Here is a 20,454-nt window from a genome sequence, read left to right on the forward strand (position 1 = left end):
CGTCGGCGGGGACTGGCCGAACGGTCCGGGGCCGGGCGTCACGCCCGGCCGCAGGTGCCCTTACAGGAAGCTGCGGCGTCATGGGTTTCGACCGGAAGAAGGAGCAGGGCGAGCGGGACGGGAAGGCGCTACCGCCCCGGTCCCCGGCCGCCCCGCACACCGATGCGGCGTTCCTCCCCGGGAGCCGCCAGGTCACGCGGTCCTCCGTGCAGGCCGTCGGGCACCTGGCGGGGAACGCCGCCGCCACCGCCTACGTGCAGCGGGTCACCGACAAGGACGGGGACCAGGCCGAAGGGAAGCGGCAGCGGTACACCGACGAGCAGCGGGCCTACGCCGAGAGGAAGCGGCAGCGGATGGGGGAGCGCTCCATCAAGCGCGGCGACGCCCGGCCGGTGACCGAGTTCACCACGCAGGAGACCCCGTTCGGCCCGGTCAACGAGCGGCCCGGGCGCGGCGGGGCTCCTTACGTCACCACCAACCAGGCCCAGTACCCGGGAACGCCGAGTATCGACGGCCGCTACGTCCGCGAGGAGGAGGGCCAGTACGTCGGGCTGATCCCGACCCTCGACGCCGAGCACTTCCTGCCGCTGGCCGAGGCGTTGAAGGGGCGGCAGCCGAGCGAGGAGGTGCTCGCCGGGATGAGCGACGAACAGCGCCGGGCAGCGGCGATGATCATGGGAATCGCGAACGCCGAGGAACTCCGCGCCGAGGGTTCGACGAAGATACTCCGCAGCACGCTGCGGCGGCAGGCCGACCCGGAGCACGAGGCGATAGAGGCCATCAGGGACTTCGCACAGGGGGCTCCCGGCGGGGCCCAGCACGAACAGCGCGTGAAGTCGGGCCGCACGCGGCGGACCACTCCGGAGATCGAGACCATCCTCGAAGCCTCGTCCTCCTCCGACGACAGCACGCCGCGCCGCCGAAAGTGACAGCCCCCGCACGGCCGCACGACGAGCCGGCCATACCGGGGCTCCACCCCCGCCCCTGTCGCACCGGCTGTGCGCGGGAGGTGGCCGGCCGGTCCAGCACTGGTCGGGCGCCGGCGGCGGGGCGGCGCGCTGGTGGGCCGTGGCGTGGGCCGTGCGTCTGGCCACCCGGTCTGGACGGCGACCCGCGCACGGCCTGCCGTCAGCCGGCCCGCCGCCCGCAACTCCGGCCGCCGCGATCGACATCGCCCCCGCCGAGCAGCGGCTCGACGGGGCGACGTAGCGGAAACGACCCCGAATCGACCAACAGCTTCCCGCCGTTGGGCGCACAGGGGGCTCTGGCAGCCCGAGAGGGGGTGGGTGTGGCGGGGTCAGGTGATCGACGGGTAGGAGACGATGTCCTCTTCGACGCTGTGGGAGCAGGGGTACAGGCGCGCCTCAGCGCCCTGGTAGAGGCCGCCCCACGAGTTGATGCAGTTGGTGGAGGCGACGCGCGGCTGAAGCTGCCGGCCGTTGCCCGCGTAGACGAAGTTGAACTGGGTGTCGCCTGCGGAGCCGCTGTCGCAGGGGTAGAGGCGCATGTGGTTGCCAGTGGTGTCGCCGCCCTCCCAGTTGTTCACGCACAGGAGGCGGCCCTGGGGGTCGTAGGTCTGGGCCGCCTGGATCTTGAAGTGGGTGGCGTCCTGCTTCAACATCCACCACTGCTGAGCGGAGGTGCCGTTGCAGCCCCAGATCTGGACCTTCTGACCGGAAACGAAGTTGCCGCCGGAGACGTCGAGGCAGAAACCGCCGTTGAACCGGATCTCTCCCGCGCCGTATCCGGCGTGGGCGGTTCCGGCACCGAGCGTGACGGCGAGCAGCGGAGCTGCGGCGACGGCGGCGATTTTGGCCATGCGGTTGCGCACAGTGACTTCCCCCTATGATCAACATCAAAATCTGTTGATGTTGATCATAGGGGGAACTCTCCGCAGGAACGGATCCGGCCGCCCGCCGGCCTCCACCCCGTGCCACGACGTCGACTTCACGACCACAAACGGGACTTGAAGGCCGACGACGGGCACGGCCCCGACCCCACCGGGCGTACCGCAGGAGTGGAGGACCGGCTGCTGCCTACGGTGGTCGCGCCTACGCCCACCGCGCCGGACACGGCCCCTCAACATCTCCGCCGAGTCCCCTGGGGCGTCGGGAAGCACCAGGGGAGGAGTTTGAGGACCTCGGGCGCACCAAGATGCGGTGGCGGGGCGGGTCAGCCCTTCCTCAGTGGTTTCGATCCGTCCTGCGTGTCAACGCCGGTGAACGCGGAAGCGTCCTTGCCGCCGCTGGGACGCTGTGAGCGCCCTCGGGGCCCCAGGTCGTGGTGGCCCTTCCGGCCCTTGCCGGCCAGGTCCTCGCCGCTTCGCGAAGTGGACTCGACCGGCGTTCCCTCGTCGGCCTTGTGCGAGGGCCGGCTCTTGCGCGGGTTGCCCTGGGTTTTTTCCGGCGTGTCGAAGGAGCGTCGGGCGCTGGGGTTGTCCTGCGTGTGCGTGGAGTCGACGTCGACCGACCATCCGTGCTGCTCGGTCCCTTCGTGTCGGCTGGGCCCTTCTCCGTGCTCGGGGTGCGACTTCGGGGTCATGGGCATCCTCCTGTCCTGGCATCCCCCGGTGCTGCCCCTGCCCCCTCATCTCGAGGTCAACCACCTTCAACGACGCCTCGGCGCCCGGGCGCGGCGGTACCACTCTTGACGCGCACCCTCCCCCCCGGCTGTACAGCCGCCTCACGGCGCACCGCGGGCGTGGTGGGGCTCCCGGCGTCCCCGGCCACCTCCGGCTCGAGTCGCCCCCGGCATGGCAACCTCAGGCGGGGGCAGGCGCTGCGCATGACGACAGAACCCGTTCCGGCTGGGCGTATCGCTGATCCGTGGGGGCGCCGCACCCCGTACGGGCGCGGGGACCCCTGGCCCGCTCGCGTGGACCGGTACCTTGCCGGCGACCGCGGCGGCGATGACGTCGACCGGTGGGTCCAGACGGCTTCGAACCTCCATTCGAACGGCGATGCGATGGAGCTGGCGGTGCGGGACGGCCGGCTGGTCGGTGTCCGGGGGATGGCCCGCGACCGCGTCAACCGCGGCCGCCTCGACCCCAAGGACCTGTACGGCTGGCAGGCCATCGGCTCGCCCGACCGGCTGACCGGTCCGCTGGTCCGGGAGGGCGGCAGCCTCCGCGAAGCCGACTGGGACACCGCCATGGACCTCGTCGTGGAGCGCACACGTGCGCTCCTCGACGGCCCCGGTGCCTCCTCGATCGGCTTCTACACCAGCGGCCAGCTGTTCCTGGAGGAGTACTACGCGCTGGCCGTCCTCGCCCGCGGCGGGCTGGGTACCAAGCACCTGGACGGGAACACCCGGCTGTGCACGGCCACGGCCGGCGAGGCGCTCAAGGAGTCCTTCGGCTGCGACGGCCAGCCCGGCTCGTACGCCGACATCGACCATGCCGACACCATCGCGCTGTTCGGGCACAACATGGCGGAGACCCAGGGCGTGCTGTGGAGCCGGGTCCTGGACCGCCTCGCGGGGCCCGAGCCGCCTGTCCTGCTGTGCGTGGATCCTCGTCCGGGACCGGTGTCCGATGCGGCCACCCTTCATCTCCAGCCGAAGCCCGGAACCAACCTCGCGCTCATGAACGGACTCCTGCACGAAGTGATCGCGAACGGCTGGATCGACCGGTCCTACATCGACGCGCACGTCGCGGGCTTCGACCGGCTCGAACAGCAGGTGGCGCTCTTCCCCGCCGAAGCCGCCGCCGCGGCCACCGGCGTGCCCGCGGAACAGATCCGTACCGCGGCCCGCCTGCTCGGCCAGGCCGGCCGGCTGCTGTCCACGGTCCTGCAGGGCTTCTACCAGTCCCACCAGGCCACCGCGGCAGCCGTCCAGGTCAACAACCTGCACCTGATCCGCGGCATGCTCGGACGGCCGGGCTGCGGCGTCCTGCAGATGAACGGCCAGCCCACCGCGCAGAACACCCGCGAGTGCGGCGCCGACGGCGACCTGCCGGGCTTCCGGAACTGGGCCAACCCCCGCCACGTCGAGGAACTCGCCAAGGTCTGGAACGTCGCCACGGACCGCATCCCCCACGACGGGCCGCCCACCCACCTCATGCAGATGATCCACCTCGCCGAAGAAGGCTCCCTGCGCATGCTGTGGGTCTCCGGCACCAACCCCGCCGTCTCCCTCCCGGAACTGCAGCGCATCCGGGCCGTGCTCGGCCAGGACCGGCTGTTCCTCGTCGTCCAGGACCTCTTCCCGACCGAGACGACGGAGTTCGCCGACGTGGTGCTGCCCGCTGCCGGCTGGGGTGAAAAGACCGGCACGTTCACCAACGCCGACCGCACCGTGCACCTCTCCCTCAAGGCGGTCGACCCACCCGGAGAGGCACGCCCCGACCTCGACGTCTTCCTCGACTTCGCCCGCCGCATGGACCTCCGCGACGCGTCGGACGCACCGCTTCTGCCCTGGGGCACCCCCGAGGAAGTCTTCGAGGCGTGGAAGGAGTGCAGCAGCGGCCGACCCTGTGACTACAGCGGACTGACCTACGCCCTGCTGCATGACCGCGGTGGCATCCAGTGGCCCTGCACGACCGACCATCCCGACGGCACCGAGCGCCTCTACACCCACGGAGACTTCCGCAGCCGCCCCGAGGACTGCGAGAGCTACGGCCGCGACCTCCTCACGGGAAGCTCCCTCGACGAGGAGGCGTACCGGTCCCTGAACCCGGACGGCAAAGCGCTCCTGCGCCCTGCGGCCTACGCCCCGCCTGCCGAGTCCCCGGACGCCGGCTATCCGCTGTGGCTGATCACCGGGCGCACCCTCTACCAGTTCCACACCCGTACCCGCACCGGCCGCGTTCCCGAACTGCGTTCGGCCGCACCGGACATGTGGATCGAGATGTCCGAAGCCGACGCGGCGGCAGCCGGCATCGGCGAAGGCGACTTCGCCGAAGTGGCGACCCGGCGCGGCAGTGTCCGGGCCCGGGTCCGTGTCACCGGCATCCGCCAGGGCGTCGTCTTCCTGCCGTTCCACTACGGCTACACGACCTCCTCGTGCAGGCCGCCGCCTCGGGCTGCCGCTTCGCCGTGGACACCGACGCCCACGCCCCCGAGCAGCTGCGCTGGCAGAGCACGGGCTACGCACGCGCGGCACGGATCGGCCTGGGAGCCGACCGGTTGATCACGACTTGGCCCCTGAAGCGGCTGCTGACCAGCAGAACCGGCTGACCTGTCGGTCGTCAGGGATGAAAGAGGACCTTGACCATGTTGTCCTGCTTCTTCTGGAAGTCTGCGTACGCCTGCGGGGCGTCGTCCAGGGGCAGGTGGTGGGTGGCGAAGCCCTCGACGCCGAGGGGGTCTGCGTCGGTCAGCAGGGGCAGCAGGTCATCGACCCACCGGCGGACGTTGGCCTGTCCCATGCGCAGCTGGATCTGCTTGTCGAACATCGTGAGCAGCGGCAGTGGGTCGGCGGCTCCGCCGTAGACGCCGGACAGGGAGAGGGTGCCGCCACGGCGTACGAGCTCGATCGCCAGGTTCAGGGCGCTCAGGCAGTCCACGCCGGCCTTCTTCATCAGCGCGGCGCCCAGGGCGTCCGGGAGCAGGCCGGCCGCGGTCTGCGCGGCCCGTGCGCCGGCGCTGCCGTGGGCCTCCATGCCGACCGCGTCGATCACGGCGTCCGGGCCTCGGCCTCCCGTTGCGCCGCGGACCGCGTCGACGAGCTGGTCCCCGTACTGCGACAGGTCGTAGACCTGCACGCCGTGCCCGGCGGCGCGGGCGAGGCGTGCGGGCACCAGGTCGATGCCGATGACCTTTGCGGCCCCGCGGTGGGCGGCGATGCGGGTGCACATGTCGCCGATGGGCCCGAGCCCCAGGACGGCGACGCTGCCGCCGGGCGGGACGTCCGCGTAGACGACGGCCTGCCAGGCGGTCGGCAGGACGTCCGACAGGTACACGAACCGTTCGTCCGCCGGCCCCTCGGGGACGGGGATGGGGAGGGTGTCGGCGAAGGGGACGCGCAGGTATTCGGCCTGGCCGCCGGGCACCTGGCCGTAGAGCTTGGTGTACCCGAAGAGGCTCGCGCCGCTGCCGTGTTCGTGGACCTGGGTCGTCTCGCACTGCGAGTGCAGGCCGCGCTCGCACATGAAGCAGGTACCGCAGGACACGTTGAACGGGACGACGACCCGGTCGCCGACCCCCAGGCCGCGCACCTCGGGCCCCACCTCGGCGACCACCCCCATCGGCTCATGTCCCAGGATGTCCCCCGCGTCGAGGAACGGCCCCAGCACCTCGTACAGGTGCAGATCGGACCCGCACAACCCGGTCGTGGTCACCTTGATCACGGCATCGGTCGGATCGACGATCCGCGGGTCCGCAACGGTCGCCACCTCGATGTTGCGGCGGCCCTGCCAGGTCACGGCCTTCATCACGCCTCCTCCGGTCACACGGCGTCGCGGGGCGACGCCGGGCTGCCGAGTGTCAGCTGGAGAGTGCTTCGAGGAGTTCGCCGACCTGCGGGTCGGGCAGGGCGCGGGCGACCTCGGCCTGGGCGACGACGCCGACGAGGGTGTGGCCGTCGATCACGGGCAGGCGTCATGATCTCGCGTGCGGTAGTCACGGGGTCTCCCCGGATTCGTTCGGCCGCGCAGTCGGGCCCGGCGGCCTGCTATCCGAGCGCCTGCCCTCCGCCGGCCCCTCCAAGCAGTTCGCGCCCGGCTCGTTCGACACAGACGCGTGCGCATTTCGAGGGCGTGGGAGGCGCTGATGGGTGTGGGCCGCCTGTGTGGCTGCTCCCCCACCCGGCTGTTCGAGACCGGTGCGGGTGGGCGGGGCGAAGCCGGGCAGCCGCTTCGGCGGGGCTGCACGGCGCCTACCCGCTCCCCCTCATCCGCGATGGGACGGTCTCAGCGATCCCGACCTCAACGCGCGCCGCTGGACCCTCGCCGATGCCGACCAGCTCCTCGGGGACAGCCCCTGGAGCCCTCCTCCGCGCGCCCGCTCGCTCCGAGCGGCAGCGGACCGTCTGCGCCGCTCCGTGCCTGTGTGAGTGACCGCGGGGCACAGGCCCGGCCAGGGGCCGGGGATAAGTGTCGAAGAGCCCCGCTGCGTGGGCTCAGCAGCCACCGGAATACTGACCGGGGTACGGAGCCACGTGTGGTCAGCCCGCTTTGCCCAGGTCAGCGGCGGTTTCCCCGGACAGCTCGAACCGGACCAGGGCAGCTGCCAGCTGCGGCAGCTCCTCGGCGTTGACGAGCTCTGCCAGCCCCTCGGGCGTCTCGGGGAGCCCCAGCCGACCGGCGGCGTGGCGGGCACGGCGGTCGAACGACGGGCGGAGCTCGGGCCACAGGCCCTGTGCCTCCCGGCAGAAGATGTCCGCCCCGACCGGCCCGATCCGCGGGACTTCCTGCAGCAGTTCGCGCACCCGCCCCGGGTCTCCGTCCGCCTCCTCGCGCAGGCGGCGCAGGTCTCCTCGGTACCGGTCGAGGACGAACTCGGCCCCGGCCCCCAGCGCGCTCGCCGTGCTCTCGTCGTAGCGGCGGTAACGGCCGCGGCCCAGCGCGTCCACCAGGTCCTGCCACGACGCGGCCTTCATGGCCTGCGGTGTCCGCATACCGGCCTCGAACAGCTCGCGGGCCGCGGCCACCGCGATGTCGGCCTTGATGCGGACCGAGAACAGCACGCACAGGGTGAGCAGTCGGTACAGCGGCGCGGGGGTGTTCCGCAGCCGGATGCCCGCTTCCGCGGCATGAGTTTCTCCATACGCCTCCATCAGGCGCTCCGTCGTCTCCGCGCGGGTCATCGGCTTCTCCCGGATGGTGGTTCGCGGACCGTCTCTTGGGCGGATTTCTCGTCGCCAAGTCCAAGTAGGGATGGCGGAGCAGGACGGCCGCGGCCGTGGTGCGGTCTCACAGTGCCGCTACCCCCAAACGTCGGCGTCACCCCGCCCCCCCATCTCGCGGCGGCCGGTCACGGGACGAACGGCACACTGATCCGTTTGCCAGGTGCGATGTCCGGCGCACGGGCCCTCCGCCGCACCGTCCCGGCATCTGCCGGTTGAGCGGTGCCGGCCCGGGCAGGCGTGTTGTGGAGCGCACCCGCGATCATCCGGAGGCATCGTGACCCTCTCAGCTCAGGAGGACCGCAGCTCCTGCCTGCGGGCGGCCGACGACGTCGCGGCGGCTCTGATCTTCCTGCAGGACGACGTCCCGCTCACCCGGCCGCTGAACAACGGCTGCAGCCACCGGGGTCCCGGCTTCATCGACAACCTCCTCGACGAGACCGGGAACATCGTCGACCTGTGCTCACTCGCCCCGCCGGACCTCCAGCCCAACGGATGCCGGACGAGCAATTCCGTTCCCTGTTCCGCGAGGAGACGCCGGTCGTCCTCGACTTCCACGGCTGTCCCTCGACAGTCCACCAGCGAGACCACCGAATGGCGGTGGACGGGATGACCGGCAACGTCCTCGTCGCCGACGCCAGCTCCTCCAGCTTCCACCTCGCCGTCGTCGACGTGCACGACCAGGTGCTCACCACACAGGACTTCGACGCACCACCGGGCCCGGGCGCAGGCCAGATGATCGAGGACTTCCTCAGCGGGGCCCCGGCGGTCGAGGCGTGCGGGCACCGCGTGGTCCACGGCGGCCCGGACGTCCCGCGCCCCGCCGTCGTGGACACCGTCGTGCGCGCTCGTCTGGAAGCCGCCGCCGGCCTCGCTCCGCTCCACATGCCGCCCGCCCTGGCAGCCCTTGATGCGGCCCGACGGGTCCTGCCCCGCCTCCCGCACGTCGCCTGCCCCGACACCGCCTTCCACCACCGACTGCCCGAACCCGCCCGCACGTACGCCCTCCCCCAGAAGCTGACCCGGCGCCACGGCCTGCGCCGCTACGGCTTCCACGGCCTCTCCTACGCCTACGCCCTGCGCCGCGCCGCAGAACTCCTGGACCGCTCCCCCGAGGACCTCCAGCTGCTCATCACCCACCTCGGCGGCGGCTGCTCGGCATGCGCGGTCCGGGCCGGCAGGAGCGTCGACACCACCATGGGCATGACCCCGTCGGAGGGCCTGCCCATGAGCACCCGGAGCGGCACCGTCGACCCCGGCATGCTCCTGTGGCTCCAGACCGAGGCAGGACTGGACCCCGCCCGCCTGGCCCACGTCCTCGCACGCGAATCCGGGCTCCTCGGCATCTCCGGCACCTCCGGCGACACCCGCGACCTGGTCCGGGCACGGGCGACCGGCGACGCTGCCGCGGCACTCGCCCTGGACACCTTCACCCTCGGCGTCCGCAGGGGCATCGCCGCCATGGCGGCTTCCCTGGACCGCATCGACGGTCTGGTCTTCACCGGCGAGATCGGCGAAGACCAGCCGGAGGTACGCGAGGCCGTGGCAGCCGGCCTGAGCGTGCTCGGGACGGGCGACGGCCTCACCACGCCCGAACCCGGCCGGCCCGCGATGGTCAGCCAGCCGGGGGCGGCAGTGCCCGTCCTGGTCGTACCCACGGGAGAGGTTCCCCAGATCGCGCTGGAAACCCGCGACTGCCTGCGAACGCACCACTGACACCGGGCGCCCCTGGCCCGGCTACGGCCGCCTCGATCACCGCGAGCCCGCCGACTCCACACGGAACGGTCGACGGCGGCCTCCTCCGTCCCCTCGTGTCCGGCTCCATCGGCAAGGCCGCAGGATCCTCGCGCAGGTCGGCTGTGGTCGGTCATGGAGGGTCGGGCGGGCAGCGCCGGCCGGCCCGGGGAAGGTGGCCGGCGCTGCCCGCTGGTCAGCCCGGCCAGGTGCCCGTCAGACGCCGTATCGCCACAGCCCCCGACCGGTCGACCGCGGCCTTGACCACGGCGAAGACCGCCCCCTGGATCGCTGCGGCGAGCAGGATCTGCCTCCAGGTCCGGTCCTCGTCGGTGGCGTCAGGAGCATCACCCTCCCCCTCGATGATCTTCCACGCCTGTTTGAAGGCGGCGCCTGCGATCACGCCGCCGAGGGCGCCCAGGGCCAGCCCGACGGGTTTGTAGGCGATCTTGGACGCCTTCATCGGCGCTGTCCCCGGCTGCGGCGGACCAGCACGAAGGCGGCTACGGCGGCCCCGACCACCAGGAGCGTGGTGCGGTTGGCGCGTGCAGCCGTCGCTGCCTGGCCGGCCTTCTCCAGGAGCGGGTCCGGGGTCTTGTCCTGAACCGCCCGGGCGGCCTGCCCCGCCTTCTCACGGATCTGTTCGGTGAGCAGCGCCGCCTTCTGCGCGGCCTGGTTCTTGGCGGCGGCCGTCCTCTCCTTGGCCTGGGCCTTGATGTCGGCTTTGACGGCGAGGGCCTCGACGGTCTGGCCGAGTTCGTCGCGGGTGCGCTCGACCTGTTCGCGCAGTTCGGCAGGGCCGGGGCCGGCGGACGCAGGGGCGGGGGTGCCGATGTTGGTTCGGGCGTCGTCGTTCATCGGTGTGCCTTCTCCTTGATTTCTGCCAGGTCGGCCTTGACGCTGTCCATGGTCTGTTCGGGAGTCGGGGTACCGGCCCGGTCGAACTGCCCCTTTCCGGCCAGGGCGGTCCCGGCCGCCACGATCCCCAGGGCCCCGGTGATGACGAGGGCGGCCGCCCACACCGGCAGAACCAGCGCGAGAGCGGCGATACAGGTTGCCGTCAGGGCCTGGAGTGCCAGAAGGCCGACGACTCCTGTGACGCCGAAGAGGCCGCCGCCCTTCCCGTAGCGTTTGCCCTTCTGGGTCATCTCCTCCCGGGCCAGTTGCATCTCCTGGCGGACCAGCTCGGATATCTGCTGCGAGGCTCGTGAAACCAGGACGCCCACCGAGTCGTCGGCGGCGTGAGGCTGCCGACCTACCGTGCTCATGATGGGGACACCTTGCCTTTCGTCGATCGGCCGGAACGACGACACGTCAGTCAGCTGCCCTACTCGGCGCCGGGGATGTCCTGAACGGGGGCATCGGCGCTGAGCTTGACCGAGTCGGTGCCGTTCCGGGTCCGAGGGTGGTCTTGTCGTCGTCACGGCGCGCATACCCCGCAACCGGGGCGGCACCCGCGCGGCGACCAACGGGTGCGAAACACACAGTCAGTGCTCCGTCCCGCGGCGGTCGCCGTCGCTCCACGCACGGGTGTCGCGGGGCTCGACGTAGGGCTCCTCGTCCTCGGGCAGTCCGCCGGCGATCGCGCGCTGCCGGGCCATCTCCGCATCGAACTCCAGCCCGAGGAGGATCGCGAGGTTGGTGATCCACAGCCACACGAGGAAGATGATCAGGCCTGCGAGAGTGCCGTAGGTCTTGTTGTAGGAGGCGAAGTTCGCGACGTAGAACGCGAAGCCTGCCGAGGCCGCCATCCAGATCGCGAGCGCCAGGAGGCTGCCCGGCGTCACCCATGTGAAGCCGCGGCCCTTCGCGTTCGGGGCGGCCCAGTAGAGAATCGCGATCATGACCGTGACGAGGAGGACCAGCACCGGCCACTTCACGATCGACCATACGGTCAGTGCGGTGTCCCCGATCCCCAAGCTGGTGCCCGCCTGTCGGGCGAGAGCGCCGGAGAAGACGACGATCAGTGCGCCGGCGCAGGCGAGGACCATCAGCGTGACGGTGAGACCGAGGCGCAACGGGAGGACCTTCCACACGGGACGGCCTTCGGGCATGTCGTAGACGGCGTTCGCGGCGCGGATGAACGCAGCGATGTAGCCGGACGCCGACCACACGGCGATGAGCAGGCCGACGACCGCCAGGAGCGATCCGACGCCGGAGTGGCCCTGGAGCTGCTGCACCGCGTCGGTGATCACGCCCCGCGCCGAGCCGGGTGCCAGTTTCTGCAGGCTGTGGAGGACCTGCTTCGTCGCGGACTCCCCCAAGAGGCCCAGCAGGGACACCAGCACCAGTAGGGCGGGGAAGAGAGCGAGGACTCCATAGTAGGTCAGCGCTGCGGCCCGATCGGCGAGCTCGTCCTCCTTGAACTCCTTCACGGTGCCGCGCATCACGGCCTTCCACGACCGCTCGGGCAGCTCCGTGGGCCGGTCGGGTTCCCGCTCCACCACCTGCAGGTCCGGGCCCGCCGAGTTCTCGTGGCCGGTGTCTCCGCGATCGTCGTCCCCGCCTGGTCCTGGCCTCGGTGTGCGTGTCATACCCTGCAACTGTCCATCGCGGCGCCACTCATGTCGGCTACGACACAAGAGAACCCGGGCCATGCCCGCAGGGGCGGCCTGGATGGCCCACGTCCCGGTGGTGGCCGGCCGTCACACCGGTCAGCGGCGACACCAGGACAGGGAACCCTCGGGACGGAGGTGGTCCCGGGTACAGGCTTCTACAGCCAGCCGTTGCGGCGGAAGGCACGGTAGAGGCCACCTGCCGCGACCGCCATGAGCGCGACGGCCAGCGGGTAGCCGTAGGTCCAGCCGAGCTCCGGCATGTGCTCGAAGTTCATCCCGTACACGCCGGCGATCATCGTGGGGACCGCGAAGATCGCCGCCCACGCGGAGATGCGCCGCATGTCGTCGTTCTGCCACGTGCCCACGCGGGCCTGCTGTGCTCCGAGGACCGAATCCAGCAGTTCGTCCAGGGTCCGCACCTCGATGTCCGCACGGTGCAGGTGATCGGCGACGTCACGGATGTACGGGGCGATCTTCGGCTGCCGGTCCTTCTCACCCGGTTCGCCGGACAGGAGGCCTTGAACCACCGGAACGAGCGGCTGCACGGCATCACGGAACTCGCGGACCTCGCGCTTGAGGGAGTAGATGCTCTCGGTGTGGTCGACGCGGGAAGTGGAAAACACCTCGTCTTCGAGCCGATTGAGCCTGGCGCGCACCCTGAGGGCGGCGTCGCCGTACGCATCGACGGCGACGTCCAGCACGGCGTGCAGCACGGCCGCGGGCCCATGGCTCAGCATGTCCGGATCGGTGTCCAGCCGGCCGGCAGCCTCGGCGCAGGGATCGACGGCTCCGTGGCTCACGGTGAGTACGCTGCGAGGCCCAACGAAGATCATGACGTCGCCGGTCTCCACCGCCGTCTCCTCTTCCACATACCGGAGGGTCTTCAGCGAGACGGCCAGGACGTCGCCGAAGCGCTCGCGCTTCGGCCGCTGCCGCCCGTGGAGCGCGTCCTCGACCGCCAGCGGGTGCAGGCCCAGTTCCTCGGCCAGCTCCACCAGTTCGCCTTCCGAGGGGTCTGCCAGCCGGACCCAGGCGAAGTCGCCTTGCCCCAGGCCCCTCAGCCGCTTGACGACGGACTGACATGCGTCGTCCGGCAGCGCGCACTCCACTTGCTCCGACCGGCCCGAGCTCTGGTCGTACACCACGCATTCCATGTCCCGCGCATGCTTCACCAGCCCCTTTTCATGCGCCCGCGACCGGCTCGGGTTCGGCGTTCGCCGTGTGGCGTGAAACACCGGAGCAGGCTCCAGGCTCGTGCAGGCGTGCAGCCGCGGGGAAGGTGCGGCCCCGTGGTTCCTCCCTGGCGAGTGCCTCGGCGGGCGGGAACGGGCCCGCCGCGGTGACCTCGCGGTGAGCCCGTTCTCGTCGTTTCCCGCCTCTGGCCCCTCAGACGGCCGACGGGAACCTGTCCCAGGCCCGGTGCCCGGCCAGGGCTGCGGCAACGGCCCCTACGACGGCCGTACCGTCCTCCGCCAGGGCGATACCCGGGTCGTCGGCGGAGATGCCGGCGCTCTGGAGGAACTCCTCCGCGCCGTTCCAGCCGCCGATGGCCTTGCCGTGCCGGTACGCCTCCGTGAGGAGCAGGAGCATGCGCGGGTCGACGGCTTGCGGGGGCCGGGCAGTGTCGGACTTGGCGTCGCGTGCGCCGTACGCGTCCGCACCGGACCGGGGCGCACCGGCGAGCAGGACGGCGTCGAATTCGGTGGAGCGCGCGGTGGCGTAGGTCCGCTGGATGCTGATCGGATCGCCGTCGCCGTCGCCGTCGAGGGCGCCGCCTACCGGGGCGACGACGAGGGGCAGCATGCCCGCGTCGAGGACGGCCTGCCGCGCGGTCCGCACGCCGTCCAGGTCGGACTCGGCGTCGGCGATGATGCCGATGACGCGGCCGTCGGTCGGCCATGTGCCCCCCATCTGGGAGAGTGCGGGGCTGGGGTCTGCGGCGACGAGCGGCACGGTGGCGGCGGCGGGCGGGAGTCCGAGACCCGCGGCGACTTGTTCGCACAGCTGTGGGTCGATGTTCGCCAGGACCTGGAGGGTGCGTTCCTTGATGGCCTGTTCGTAGCACTTGTTCAGTTCGAAGGTGTACGCGGCGATGATGTGCTCGCGTTCGGGCGGCGTCATGCTGAGCCAGAACAGACGTGGCTGGGAGAAGTGGTCCGAGAACGAGGCGGGCGCCTCACGGACCCTGCTCGCCGCCGGAACCTTCACGGGGGTTTCGATGAAGGCGCTCATGTCGGCTCCGGCGAAGAAGGGGCAGCCGCCGTCGAGGCTGTTGGGGTGGTAAGGGGCGACCCCGGTATGGACGGCGGTCTGGTGCATGCCGTCGCGGAGCATGTCGTTGACGCACGCGTGCGGCCGGTTGATCGGGATCTGCCCGAAGTTCGGTCCGCCGAGCCGGCTGATCTGCGTATCGAGGTACGAGAAGAGCCGGCCGGCGAGCAGCGGGTCGTCGGTGACGTCGATGCCGGGGACCAAGTGACCCGGATGGAAGGCGACTTGCTCGGTCTCGGCGAAGTAGTTCTCGGTGTTCGCGTTCAGCGTCATGAGCCCGATGGGCTGGACCGGCGCCAGTTCCTCCGGGACAATCTTCGTCGGGTCGAGGAGGTCGATGCCCTCGAAGGTCTGGTCCGGGGTGTCGGGGAAGACCTGGATGCCGAGCTCCCACTGCGGGAACGCGCCGGATTCGATGGCATCGAAGAGGTCACGGCGGTGGAAGTCGGGGTCCGTCCCGCTGATCAGCTGCGCTTCCTCCCAGACCAGGGAATGGACGCCCAGCTTCGGCTTCCAGTGGAACTTCACCAGTACGCTCTCGCCGGCCGTGTCGACCAGGCGGAACGTGTGGACGCCGAAACCTTCCATCATCCGGTAGGACCTCGGGATCCCACGGTCGGACATGTTCCACAGGGTGTGGTGCGTGGCTTCGGTGTGGAGCGAGACGAAGTCCCAGAACGTGTCGTGGGCGCTCTGCGCCTGCGGGATCTCCCGGTCCGGATGCGGCTTGCCGGCGTGAATGACGTCGGGGAACTTGACGGCGTCCTGGATGAAGAACACCGGGATGTTGTTCCCGACCAGGTCGAAGGTGCCTTCCTCGGTGTAGAACTTCGTGGCGAACCCGCGGGTGTCGCGCACCGTGTCGGCCGAGCCGCGCGAGCCGAGGACGGTGGAGAACCTGACGAACACGGGTGTCTCCACGTCCTTCGCCAGGAAGGCGGCACGCGTCACTTCGCCTGCGGTTCCGTAGCCCAGGAAGACACCGTGAGCGGCGGCGCCGCGCGCATGCACCACTCGCTCCGGGATCCGCTCGTGGTCGAAATGGGTGATCTTCTCGCGCAGATGGTGGTCCTGGAGAAGGACCGGCCCCCGCGGTCCGGCCTTCAGCGAATGGTCGGTGTCGTAGAGCCGTGCCCCCTGAGCGGTGGTGAGGTGAGCGCCACCCTGCGCCATGCGCGCCCGCTCCGCCCCGGTGGCCTGCCCGGTGGGGCTCACGGTCTCCGGGCCTTCCTGGTCCGCCTTCGGCGGGAGGGGAACCGAGGGCTGTGTCGGCTCGTCCACGGCCGGGGACACCGGTCCCGGCTTGCCCGGTACGCCCTTCTCGACCGGTTCCCCGGTGGCAGGGCTGTGCTTCGTGGTCATCGTGGTCTCCAAGAGGTGGGCTGCTGACGCTTCTGCCCCGTCGGCAGAGCGGTTGCCCGCTCCCACCGAGGGCGGCAGCGAGCAGTCGGATCTGGGCGTGGAGAGAGGCTTGACGGCGCCGTCCTCCTTCTTCTGGAACGTCTCGGACGCATCGGACGCCCGTCGAGGCCGTCCGCGCCGTCGTCACGCTTCGCAGAGCACGCGGACGCTCGTGACCTCCGTGTCGACCGCGTCCGGCACGACCGTCCCGGCCCCCACTCCCGTCCGCAGGCAGCGCAGAACATCCTTGGTGAGACGCTCGCCCGGCAGGGCCGCCGGGATGCCGGGCGGGTACGGGGTCAGCGTTTCGGCCGCGATCCGGCCGTCCGCTTCCTGCCAGGACACCTGCTCCGTCCGGCCGAAGGAGGCGTCATGGGGCGGCGCCATCTGCTCCGACCGCACCCTCGAAGGCGGCGGGACCTCCGCGTGCCGTCCGGTCCGGAGCTCCTCCGCAGGCCTGGCCAGGTCGGTCAGCTCCGTTCCAGTCCGGCGCCCATCGTGTGCACGGAGGCGACGCACACGTCGTCGCCGGCGTCCATGGCCCAGGCCGGGGAACGGCGTCCGACCGCTTTCGTGACAGGCGGCCAACGCCTCGAGTACCGGTGCCTTCGACTGGTCCATGACTCGCGCCTGCCCCTGCACCTCCCGCGAAAACGGACATCATCACGGGCCGGCGGGACGTTCGTGTCGTCCTCGGACTGATGGCTGCGACGGAAGTCCGGTGCGCCCAGCCACGGCGGCAGGTCCCCGTCGCCGGCCAACTGCTCCTGCGTCCGCGGGGCGCCCCCGGCTGCCACGCCCCGAAGTCCTGGACCAGGGTGACCGCACAGGTATCGGCGCGCCCCTGCGCGGTCCACGCCCCGCAGATCTCCAGTCCGTACCGGACGAGTGCCTCCTCGTACCCCGCCCACATCCGCACCGCCGGGTGCCTGCGCCAGCCACAACCCGCAACGACCAGACCACGCAGCACCTGCACGGCCTCGACGCGCTGCTTGCCGAGCCTCCGTACGTCCAGTACGGCCGCCGAGGCGTCGAACGACGGAAACGGAAGGAACGTCTGCACGAGGTCTCCCTCCGATACGCGGTGCGACCGGCACCCGTGCCGCGACCCACGGCCCGGCGGGCACGGTGCGAGCTCGGCAGAGTCCGCGGAGATCTCCCCCTGTGCCACGACGAACGGCGCAGCATGACCTCGCGACGAGATCTTTCGGCCGGAATTGCGTGAGATGCGGCTTGGTCGGGGTACGCGCACCATGACCGTGACATCACACCGTCGACGAAGGGTTCCGTCATGCCCCGAGGTTCCAGCCCCAAGCGCGAGCGCCAGTACGCACACATCAAGGAGTCGGGCGAGAAGCGCGGCATGTCGGAAGGCCGCGCGAAGGAGATGGCCTCCCGAACGGTGAACAAGGAACGCGCCCGCTCCGGGGAGAGCAAGACGGCGAGCAGCAGCTCCACCCAGGGCAAGTCCGCCCCACAACGCGGCGGCGAGAAGTCCCGCGGCGGCAGCTCCTCCGAACGCACCAAGGACGACCTCTACCAGGAGGCGAGGAAGCGCGGCATCGACGGCCGCTCCACCATGACCAAGCAGCAGCTCAAGAACGCCCTCGGCCACTGATCACGGGACGCGCTCCCGGGCCGGGGCCGGCCCTTCCCCTTCTGCTTGCCCGGGTCCTGGCGCGCGGTGCTGCACAACCGTGTCGTCGAAACGGCCCTGCAGCTGCGGCACCGGGGCATGCCGGCCCGCCCGGCCGGGGTCGTGGGAACGACAGCCCGACGAAGCGCTCCGTACCTGACGCCGTGGTGATCCGCCCCGGCCCCAACGGGCTGGTGGCTGCCCACCCGCTGCTGGTGCCGGGTGGAGCGCAGAGGTCCTGGAGGCGCAGGTGGAACGCGGAGGAGCCGTACGCAGTGACCGCGGCGCCCGTGAGCAGCCCGGGGCGCCCTGGCGGTGTGCGGGGAGCGCGCACCACGCACGAGTGACACCGGGCCGAACCAGGCGTGCCCGGGTCCGTGCCGGGTACGCGCGCTCCATGTCCTCCTCCAAGAAGACCGGCGCTGCGCCCTGGAACGACAGCACGCTCGCACTCCTCGTGCACGGTTACGCATGGCTGCCCGACCGGATGCGCCGCAGCCCGGACAGCACGGTCCGGACCCGCCTCCTCGGACGGCCCGCCATCGCCCTGCGCGGCCCGGACGCGGTCGCCTTCTTCTACGACGAGAAGCACGTCGTACGCACCGCGGCCCTGCCCGACCCCGTCCTGGACACCCTCTTCGGTCAGGGCGCCGTCCACACCCTCGACGGAGACGTGCACCGGGTGCGCAAGGCGATGTTCGTCTCCCTCCTCGAGGACGGCACCGGAGTCGCCGCCCTGGGCGAGTACGTCACCCGGCGGTGGCGGGAGGCGATGGCCGATCGGCGGCAGGACCGCGTGGTGCTCTTCGACGAAGCCGCCAAGGTCCTCGCCCTCGCCGTCCGTGACTGGGCGGGCCTCCCACTTTCCGACGCGGCGGCCGCCGACCTGGCCCGCGACTGCACGTCCATGGTCGACGGGTTCGCCACCCCCGGCCCCCGCCACCTGCGCGCCCGCCGGGCACGGCGCCGTCAGGAACAGGCCCTCGCCGGCCTCGTCACCGAGGTACGACGCACCCCGGAGGCGGATGCCGACGGTCCGGCACTGGAGACGGTGGCCCGGCACCGCGACCTGGACGGAGCGCTCCTGGACCCCCGTACCGCGGCGGTGGAGCTGCTGAACATCATCCGCCCCACGGTCGCCATCGCCTGGTTCGCCGCCTTCGCCGCCCACGCACTGCACCGGTGGCCACACCACCGCGACTCCTTGCGGGCCGACACCGGAGGCTCGTACGCCGAGGCGTTCGCCCACGAAGTGCGGCGCTTCTACCCCTTCGCCCCCTTCGTGGCGGGCCTCGCTGCGCAGGACCTGACCTGGCGCGGGGACCGCGTGCCCAAGGACGCCCTGGTACTGCTCGACCTGTACGGCCAGAACCACGATCCGGCCCTGTGGGAGGATCCGTACCGGTTCGACCCGTGCCGGTTCGGGCGCCCGGAGGGGGCGCGGGACCAGCTGGACAACCTCGTCCCGCAAGGCGGCGGGGACCCGGCGCGCGGCCATCGCTGCCCCGGAGAGGACATCACCGTCACCGCACTCGCGGCCATCTCGACGGAACTGGCACGGCTCGACTACGACGTCCCCGACCAGGACCTCGGGATTCCGCTGTCCCGCATGCCCACGCTCCCTCGAAGCGGCTTCGAGCTCCGTCTGAGGTGATCGGACAGGGCCGCACCGGTCGCCCCGGCGGGTTCCGGCGCGGAGGGGGCCGGTGGTCGGGCGGACCCGTTGCGCGGTCCTCGCGTCCTCCGGGGCCCGGCGCAGTCAGCTGGTGGAACCCGTAGAGATGACCGCGGGCCCGCTCCGTGGTTTCCAGCGCCTTCGACAGCGCGCCCGAAGCGCGCACCGTCTTCTCGTCGACACCGTCCGGAACCTGGTGCGCCGAATCCATCTCGTGGTTGTTTTCCATGAAGGAGGTTCTGCCCGCTGGACGGTTCACCGAGTGGAGGGTGGGGCCAAGTGGCGTAAGAACGCCGGGACGAGAAATCGAAGAAGAATCGGATGCATGCCCTGGGTGACGTCGGGCACATGGTGCTTCGGAGGTTGATAACCATGGTTCCCCTGCTTCTCGTTCTTCTGCTGGCCCTTCTCCTCTTCGGCGCGGGTTTCGCGGTGAAGATTCTCTGGTGGGTGGCTGTCGCAGTCCTGATCCTTTGGCTGATCGGCTTCGTCGCCCGGCCCAAGGGTGGTAGCGGCCGCTGGTACCGCTGGTAGTCGGCCGGGCCCCATTTCCAGTTTCCATCCGGGTGCGTGCAGCGGTGAAATCCGGGCATGCGAGCGTCCGGGCGGAACGCAGCGCATCCGCCGGGCACGACGTACGGAACAAGAAAGATCGGCGGGAAGTATTCTCCCGCCGCCTCCATCGACCGAGGAGTTGTTTTCGCGTGACTGAACATGTGTGGAGTTACAAGTCGACGTCGGGCCACCTGGCAGGTACCGATCTGACCGGTTACAAGGTCGAGGCGACCGACGGCAGCATCGGCAAGGTCGACAAGCACTCCGACGAGGTCGGTGACGCCTACCTGGTGGTCGACACGGGCGTATGGATCTTCGGCAAGGAGGTCCTGCTGCCGGCGAGCACCGTCGTCAGGGTCGACCGGGACGAGAAGGAGGTCTTCGTCGACCGCTCCAAGGAGCAGATCAAGAACGCCCCCGAGTTCCACCGGGACAAGCACCTCGGCGACGCCGGCTACCGGGAGGAGCTGGGTACCTACTACGGCGCCGGCGCCCCCTTCGGCGGCTGGCCCGCCTGATCGCCTTCCCGCACGACGAGGCCGGCCCGGACCACCCTCGGGTGTCCCGGGCCGGCCTCGTGACGGTTGTGATCCCGCACTCGACCGCGCTGCGCTGGAGGCGTACCCGACCAGCCCGGGAGGCACGGGCTTCCCCGCACGCGGACGGTGGGGTCCGGGGGCATCAGTCACTTCGCCCGACCACGCGGACAGATGAACGGCCGACCGCTTCCGGCTGTCACGGGATCGCGGTACCGGGGATTTCTCCGGGCTCGCCGGGCGGCGTCAAGAGGCGTATTTGTGGGACTTTCGAGACCGTCCGGCCGTCGCGGACAGTGGCCT

At 71.0% G+C, this 20,454-nt stretch carries 19 protein-coding genes and 2 pseudogenes; 8 read left to right on the forward strand and 13 right to left on the reverse strand.

Going from position 1 to position 20,454, the window contains the following annotated elements; all coding sequences use genetic code 11:
* The first annotated feature begins 80 nt into the window (after window positions 1–80).
* Window positions 81–929, forward strand: coding sequence for a hypothetical protein (locus tag AB0469_RS14630; RefSeq protein ID WP_366451725.1), 849 nt, complete (start codon window positions 81–83; stop codon window positions 927–929).
* 368 nt (window positions 930–1,297) lie between these two features.
* Here AB0469_RS14630 and AB0469_RS14635 read toward each other — a convergent pair whose 3' ends face one another.
* Together AB0469_RS14635 and AB0469_RS14640 are read right to left on the reverse strand one after the other, a co-directional pair.
* Window positions 1,298–1,831: a ricin-type beta-trefoil lectin domain protein gene (locus tag AB0469_RS14635; protein ID WP_366451726.1), complete on the reverse strand. Its 534-nt coding sequence runs from the start codon at window positions 1,829–1,831 to the stop codon at window positions 1,298–1,300.
* 341 nt (window positions 1,832–2,172) lie between these two features.
* Entirely contained in the window at window positions 2,173–2,541 is a 369-nt protein-coding gene (locus tag AB0469_RS14640; RefSeq protein WP_366451727.1) for a hypothetical protein, read from the reverse strand.
* Window positions 2,542–2,784: 243 nt separating this feature from the next.
* Between AB0469_RS14640 and AB0469_RS14645 the strand changes: the two genes are divergently transcribed.
* Entirely contained in the window at window positions 2,785–5,130 is a 2,346-nt protein-coding gene (locus AB0469_RS14645) for a nitrate reductase (protein ID WP_366451729.1), read from the forward strand.
* A gap of 58 nt (window positions 5,131–5,188) precedes the next feature.
* On the opposite strand, the gene AB0469_RS14650 is transcribed toward AB0469_RS14645, so the two are convergent.
* The 3 genes and pseudogenes from AB0469_RS14650 to AB0469_RS14660 all read right to left on the reverse strand — a co-directional run bounded on the left by AB0469_RS14650 (window position 5,189) and on the right by AB0469_RS14660 (window position 7,746).
* Entirely contained in the window at window positions 5,189–6,373 is a 1,185-nt protein-coding gene (locus tag AB0469_RS14650) for an alcohol dehydrogenase catalytic domain-containing protein (RefSeq protein ID WP_366451730.1), read from the reverse strand.
* A 52-nt stretch (window positions 6,374–6,425) separates the two neighbouring features.
* A pseudogene (locus AB0469_RS14655) lies at window positions 6,426–6,539 on the reverse strand (CBS domain-containing protein); the annotation flags it as partial.
* Window positions 6,540–7,104: 565 nt separating this feature from the next.
* On the reverse strand, window positions 7,105–7,746 hold the full coding sequence (locus AB0469_RS14660) for an endonuclease (RefSeq protein WP_366451731.1): 642 nt from the start codon (window positions 7,744–7,746) through the stop codon (window positions 7,105–7,107).
* A 316-nt stretch (window positions 7,747–8,062) separates the two neighbouring features.
* On the opposite strand from AB0469_RS14660, the gene AB0469_RS14665 reads away from it, so the two are divergent.
* Both AB0469_RS14665 and AB0469_RS14670 read left to right on the forward strand, forming a co-directional pair.
* Complete coding sequence (locus AB0469_RS14665) at window positions 8,063–8,398, forward strand: hypothetical protein (protein ID WP_366451732.1); 336 nt, start codon at window positions 8,063–8,065, stop codon at window positions 8,396–8,398.
* A complete protein-coding gene (locus AB0469_RS14670; RefSeq protein WP_366451733.1) occupies window positions 8,395–9,501 on the forward strand; it encodes an acetate/propionate family kinase in 1,107 nt (368 codons plus the stop codon). Before AB0469_RS14665 ends, AB0469_RS14670 begins: the two co-directional genes overlap by 4 nt.
* A 214-nt stretch (window positions 9,502–9,715) precedes the next feature.
* Here AB0469_RS14670 and AB0469_RS14675 read toward each other — a convergent pair whose 3' ends face one another.
* The 8 genes and pseudogenes from AB0469_RS14675 to AB0469_RS14710 all read right to left on the reverse strand — a co-directional run.
* Window positions 9,716–9,982, reverse strand: coding sequence for a DUF4235 domain-containing protein (locus tag AB0469_RS14675; protein WP_366451734.1), 267 nt, complete (start codon window positions 9,980–9,982; stop codon window positions 9,716–9,718).
* Window positions 9,979–10,377 (reverse strand): DUF3618 domain-containing protein, encoded by a 399-nt coding sequence (locus AB0469_RS14680; protein WP_366451735.1) that lies wholly within the window; start codon window positions 10,375–10,377, stop codon window positions 9,979–9,981. Before AB0469_RS14680 ends, AB0469_RS14675 begins: the two co-directional genes overlap by 4 nt.
* Window positions 10,374–10,787 (reverse strand): phage holin family protein, encoded by a 414-nt coding sequence (locus AB0469_RS14685; protein ID WP_366451736.1) that lies wholly within the window; start codon window positions 10,785–10,787, stop codon window positions 10,374–10,376. The genes AB0469_RS14680 and AB0469_RS14685 overlap by 4 nt, the downstream gene beginning before the upstream one ends.
* Before the next feature lie 219 nt (window positions 10,788–11,006).
* Window positions 11,007–12,053, reverse strand: a complete 1,047-nt coding sequence (locus AB0469_RS14690; protein WP_366451737.1) for a YihY/virulence factor BrkB family protein — start codon at window positions 12,051–12,053, stop codon at window positions 11,007–11,009.
* Between the two features lie 179 nt (window positions 12,054–12,232).
* Complete coding sequence (locus tag AB0469_RS14695; protein ID WP_366451738.1) at window positions 12,233–13,219, reverse strand: magnesium and cobalt transport protein CorA; 987 nt, start codon at window positions 13,217–13,219, stop codon at window positions 12,233–12,235.
* Window positions 13,220–13,463: 244 nt separating this feature from the next.
* Window positions 13,464–15,710, reverse strand: a complete 2,247-nt coding sequence (locus tag AB0469_RS14700; protein WP_366451739.1) for a catalase — start codon at window positions 15,708–15,710, stop codon at window positions 13,464–13,466.
* 183 nt (window positions 15,711–15,893) lie between these two features.
* Window positions 15,894–16,136, reverse strand: a complete 243-nt coding sequence (locus AB0469_RS14705; protein ID WP_366451740.1) for a hypothetical protein — start codon at window positions 16,134–16,136, stop codon at window positions 15,894–15,896.
* Between the two features lie 308 nt (window positions 16,137–16,444).
* Window positions 16,445–16,812, reverse strand: a pseudogene (locus AB0469_RS14710) (MSMEG_6728 family protein); the annotation flags it as partial.
* A gap of 228 nt (window positions 16,813–17,040) precedes the next feature.
* Here AB0469_RS14710 and AB0469_RS14715 point away from each other — a divergent pair.
* The 4 genes from AB0469_RS14715 to AB0469_RS14730 all read left to right on the forward strand — a co-directional run bounded on the left by AB0469_RS14715 (window position 17,041) and on the right by AB0469_RS14730 (window position 20,133).
* A complete protein-coding gene (locus AB0469_RS14715; protein ID WP_366451742.1) occupies window positions 17,041–17,367 on the forward strand; it encodes a plasmid stabilization protein in 327 nt (108 codons plus the stop codon).
* 415 nt (window positions 17,368–17,782) lie between these two features.
* Window positions 17,783–19,039 carry a cytochrome P450 gene (locus tag AB0469_RS14720; protein WP_366451743.1) on the forward strand — a complete coding sequence of 419 codons (1,257 nt, stop codon included), beginning with the start codon at window positions 17,783–17,785 and terminating at the stop codon, window positions 19,037–19,039.
* A 369-nt stretch (window positions 19,040–19,408) separates the two neighbouring features.
* Complete coding sequence (locus AB0469_RS14725) at window positions 19,409–19,594, forward strand: hydrophobic protein (RefSeq protein ID WP_366451894.1); 186 nt, start codon at window positions 19,409–19,411, stop codon at window positions 19,592–19,594.
* A 170-nt stretch (window positions 19,595–19,764) separates the two neighbouring features.
* Entirely contained in the window at window positions 19,765–20,133 is a 369-nt protein-coding gene (locus AB0469_RS14730) for a PRC-barrel domain-containing protein (RefSeq protein ID WP_366451744.1), read from the forward strand.
* Window positions 20,134–20,454 lie beyond the last annotated feature (321 nt).

The organism is Streptomyces sp. NPDC093801, from assembly GCF_040701585.1.
Classification (GTDB): domain Bacteria; phylum Actinomycetota; class Actinomycetes; order Streptomycetales; family Streptomycetaceae; genus Streptomyces.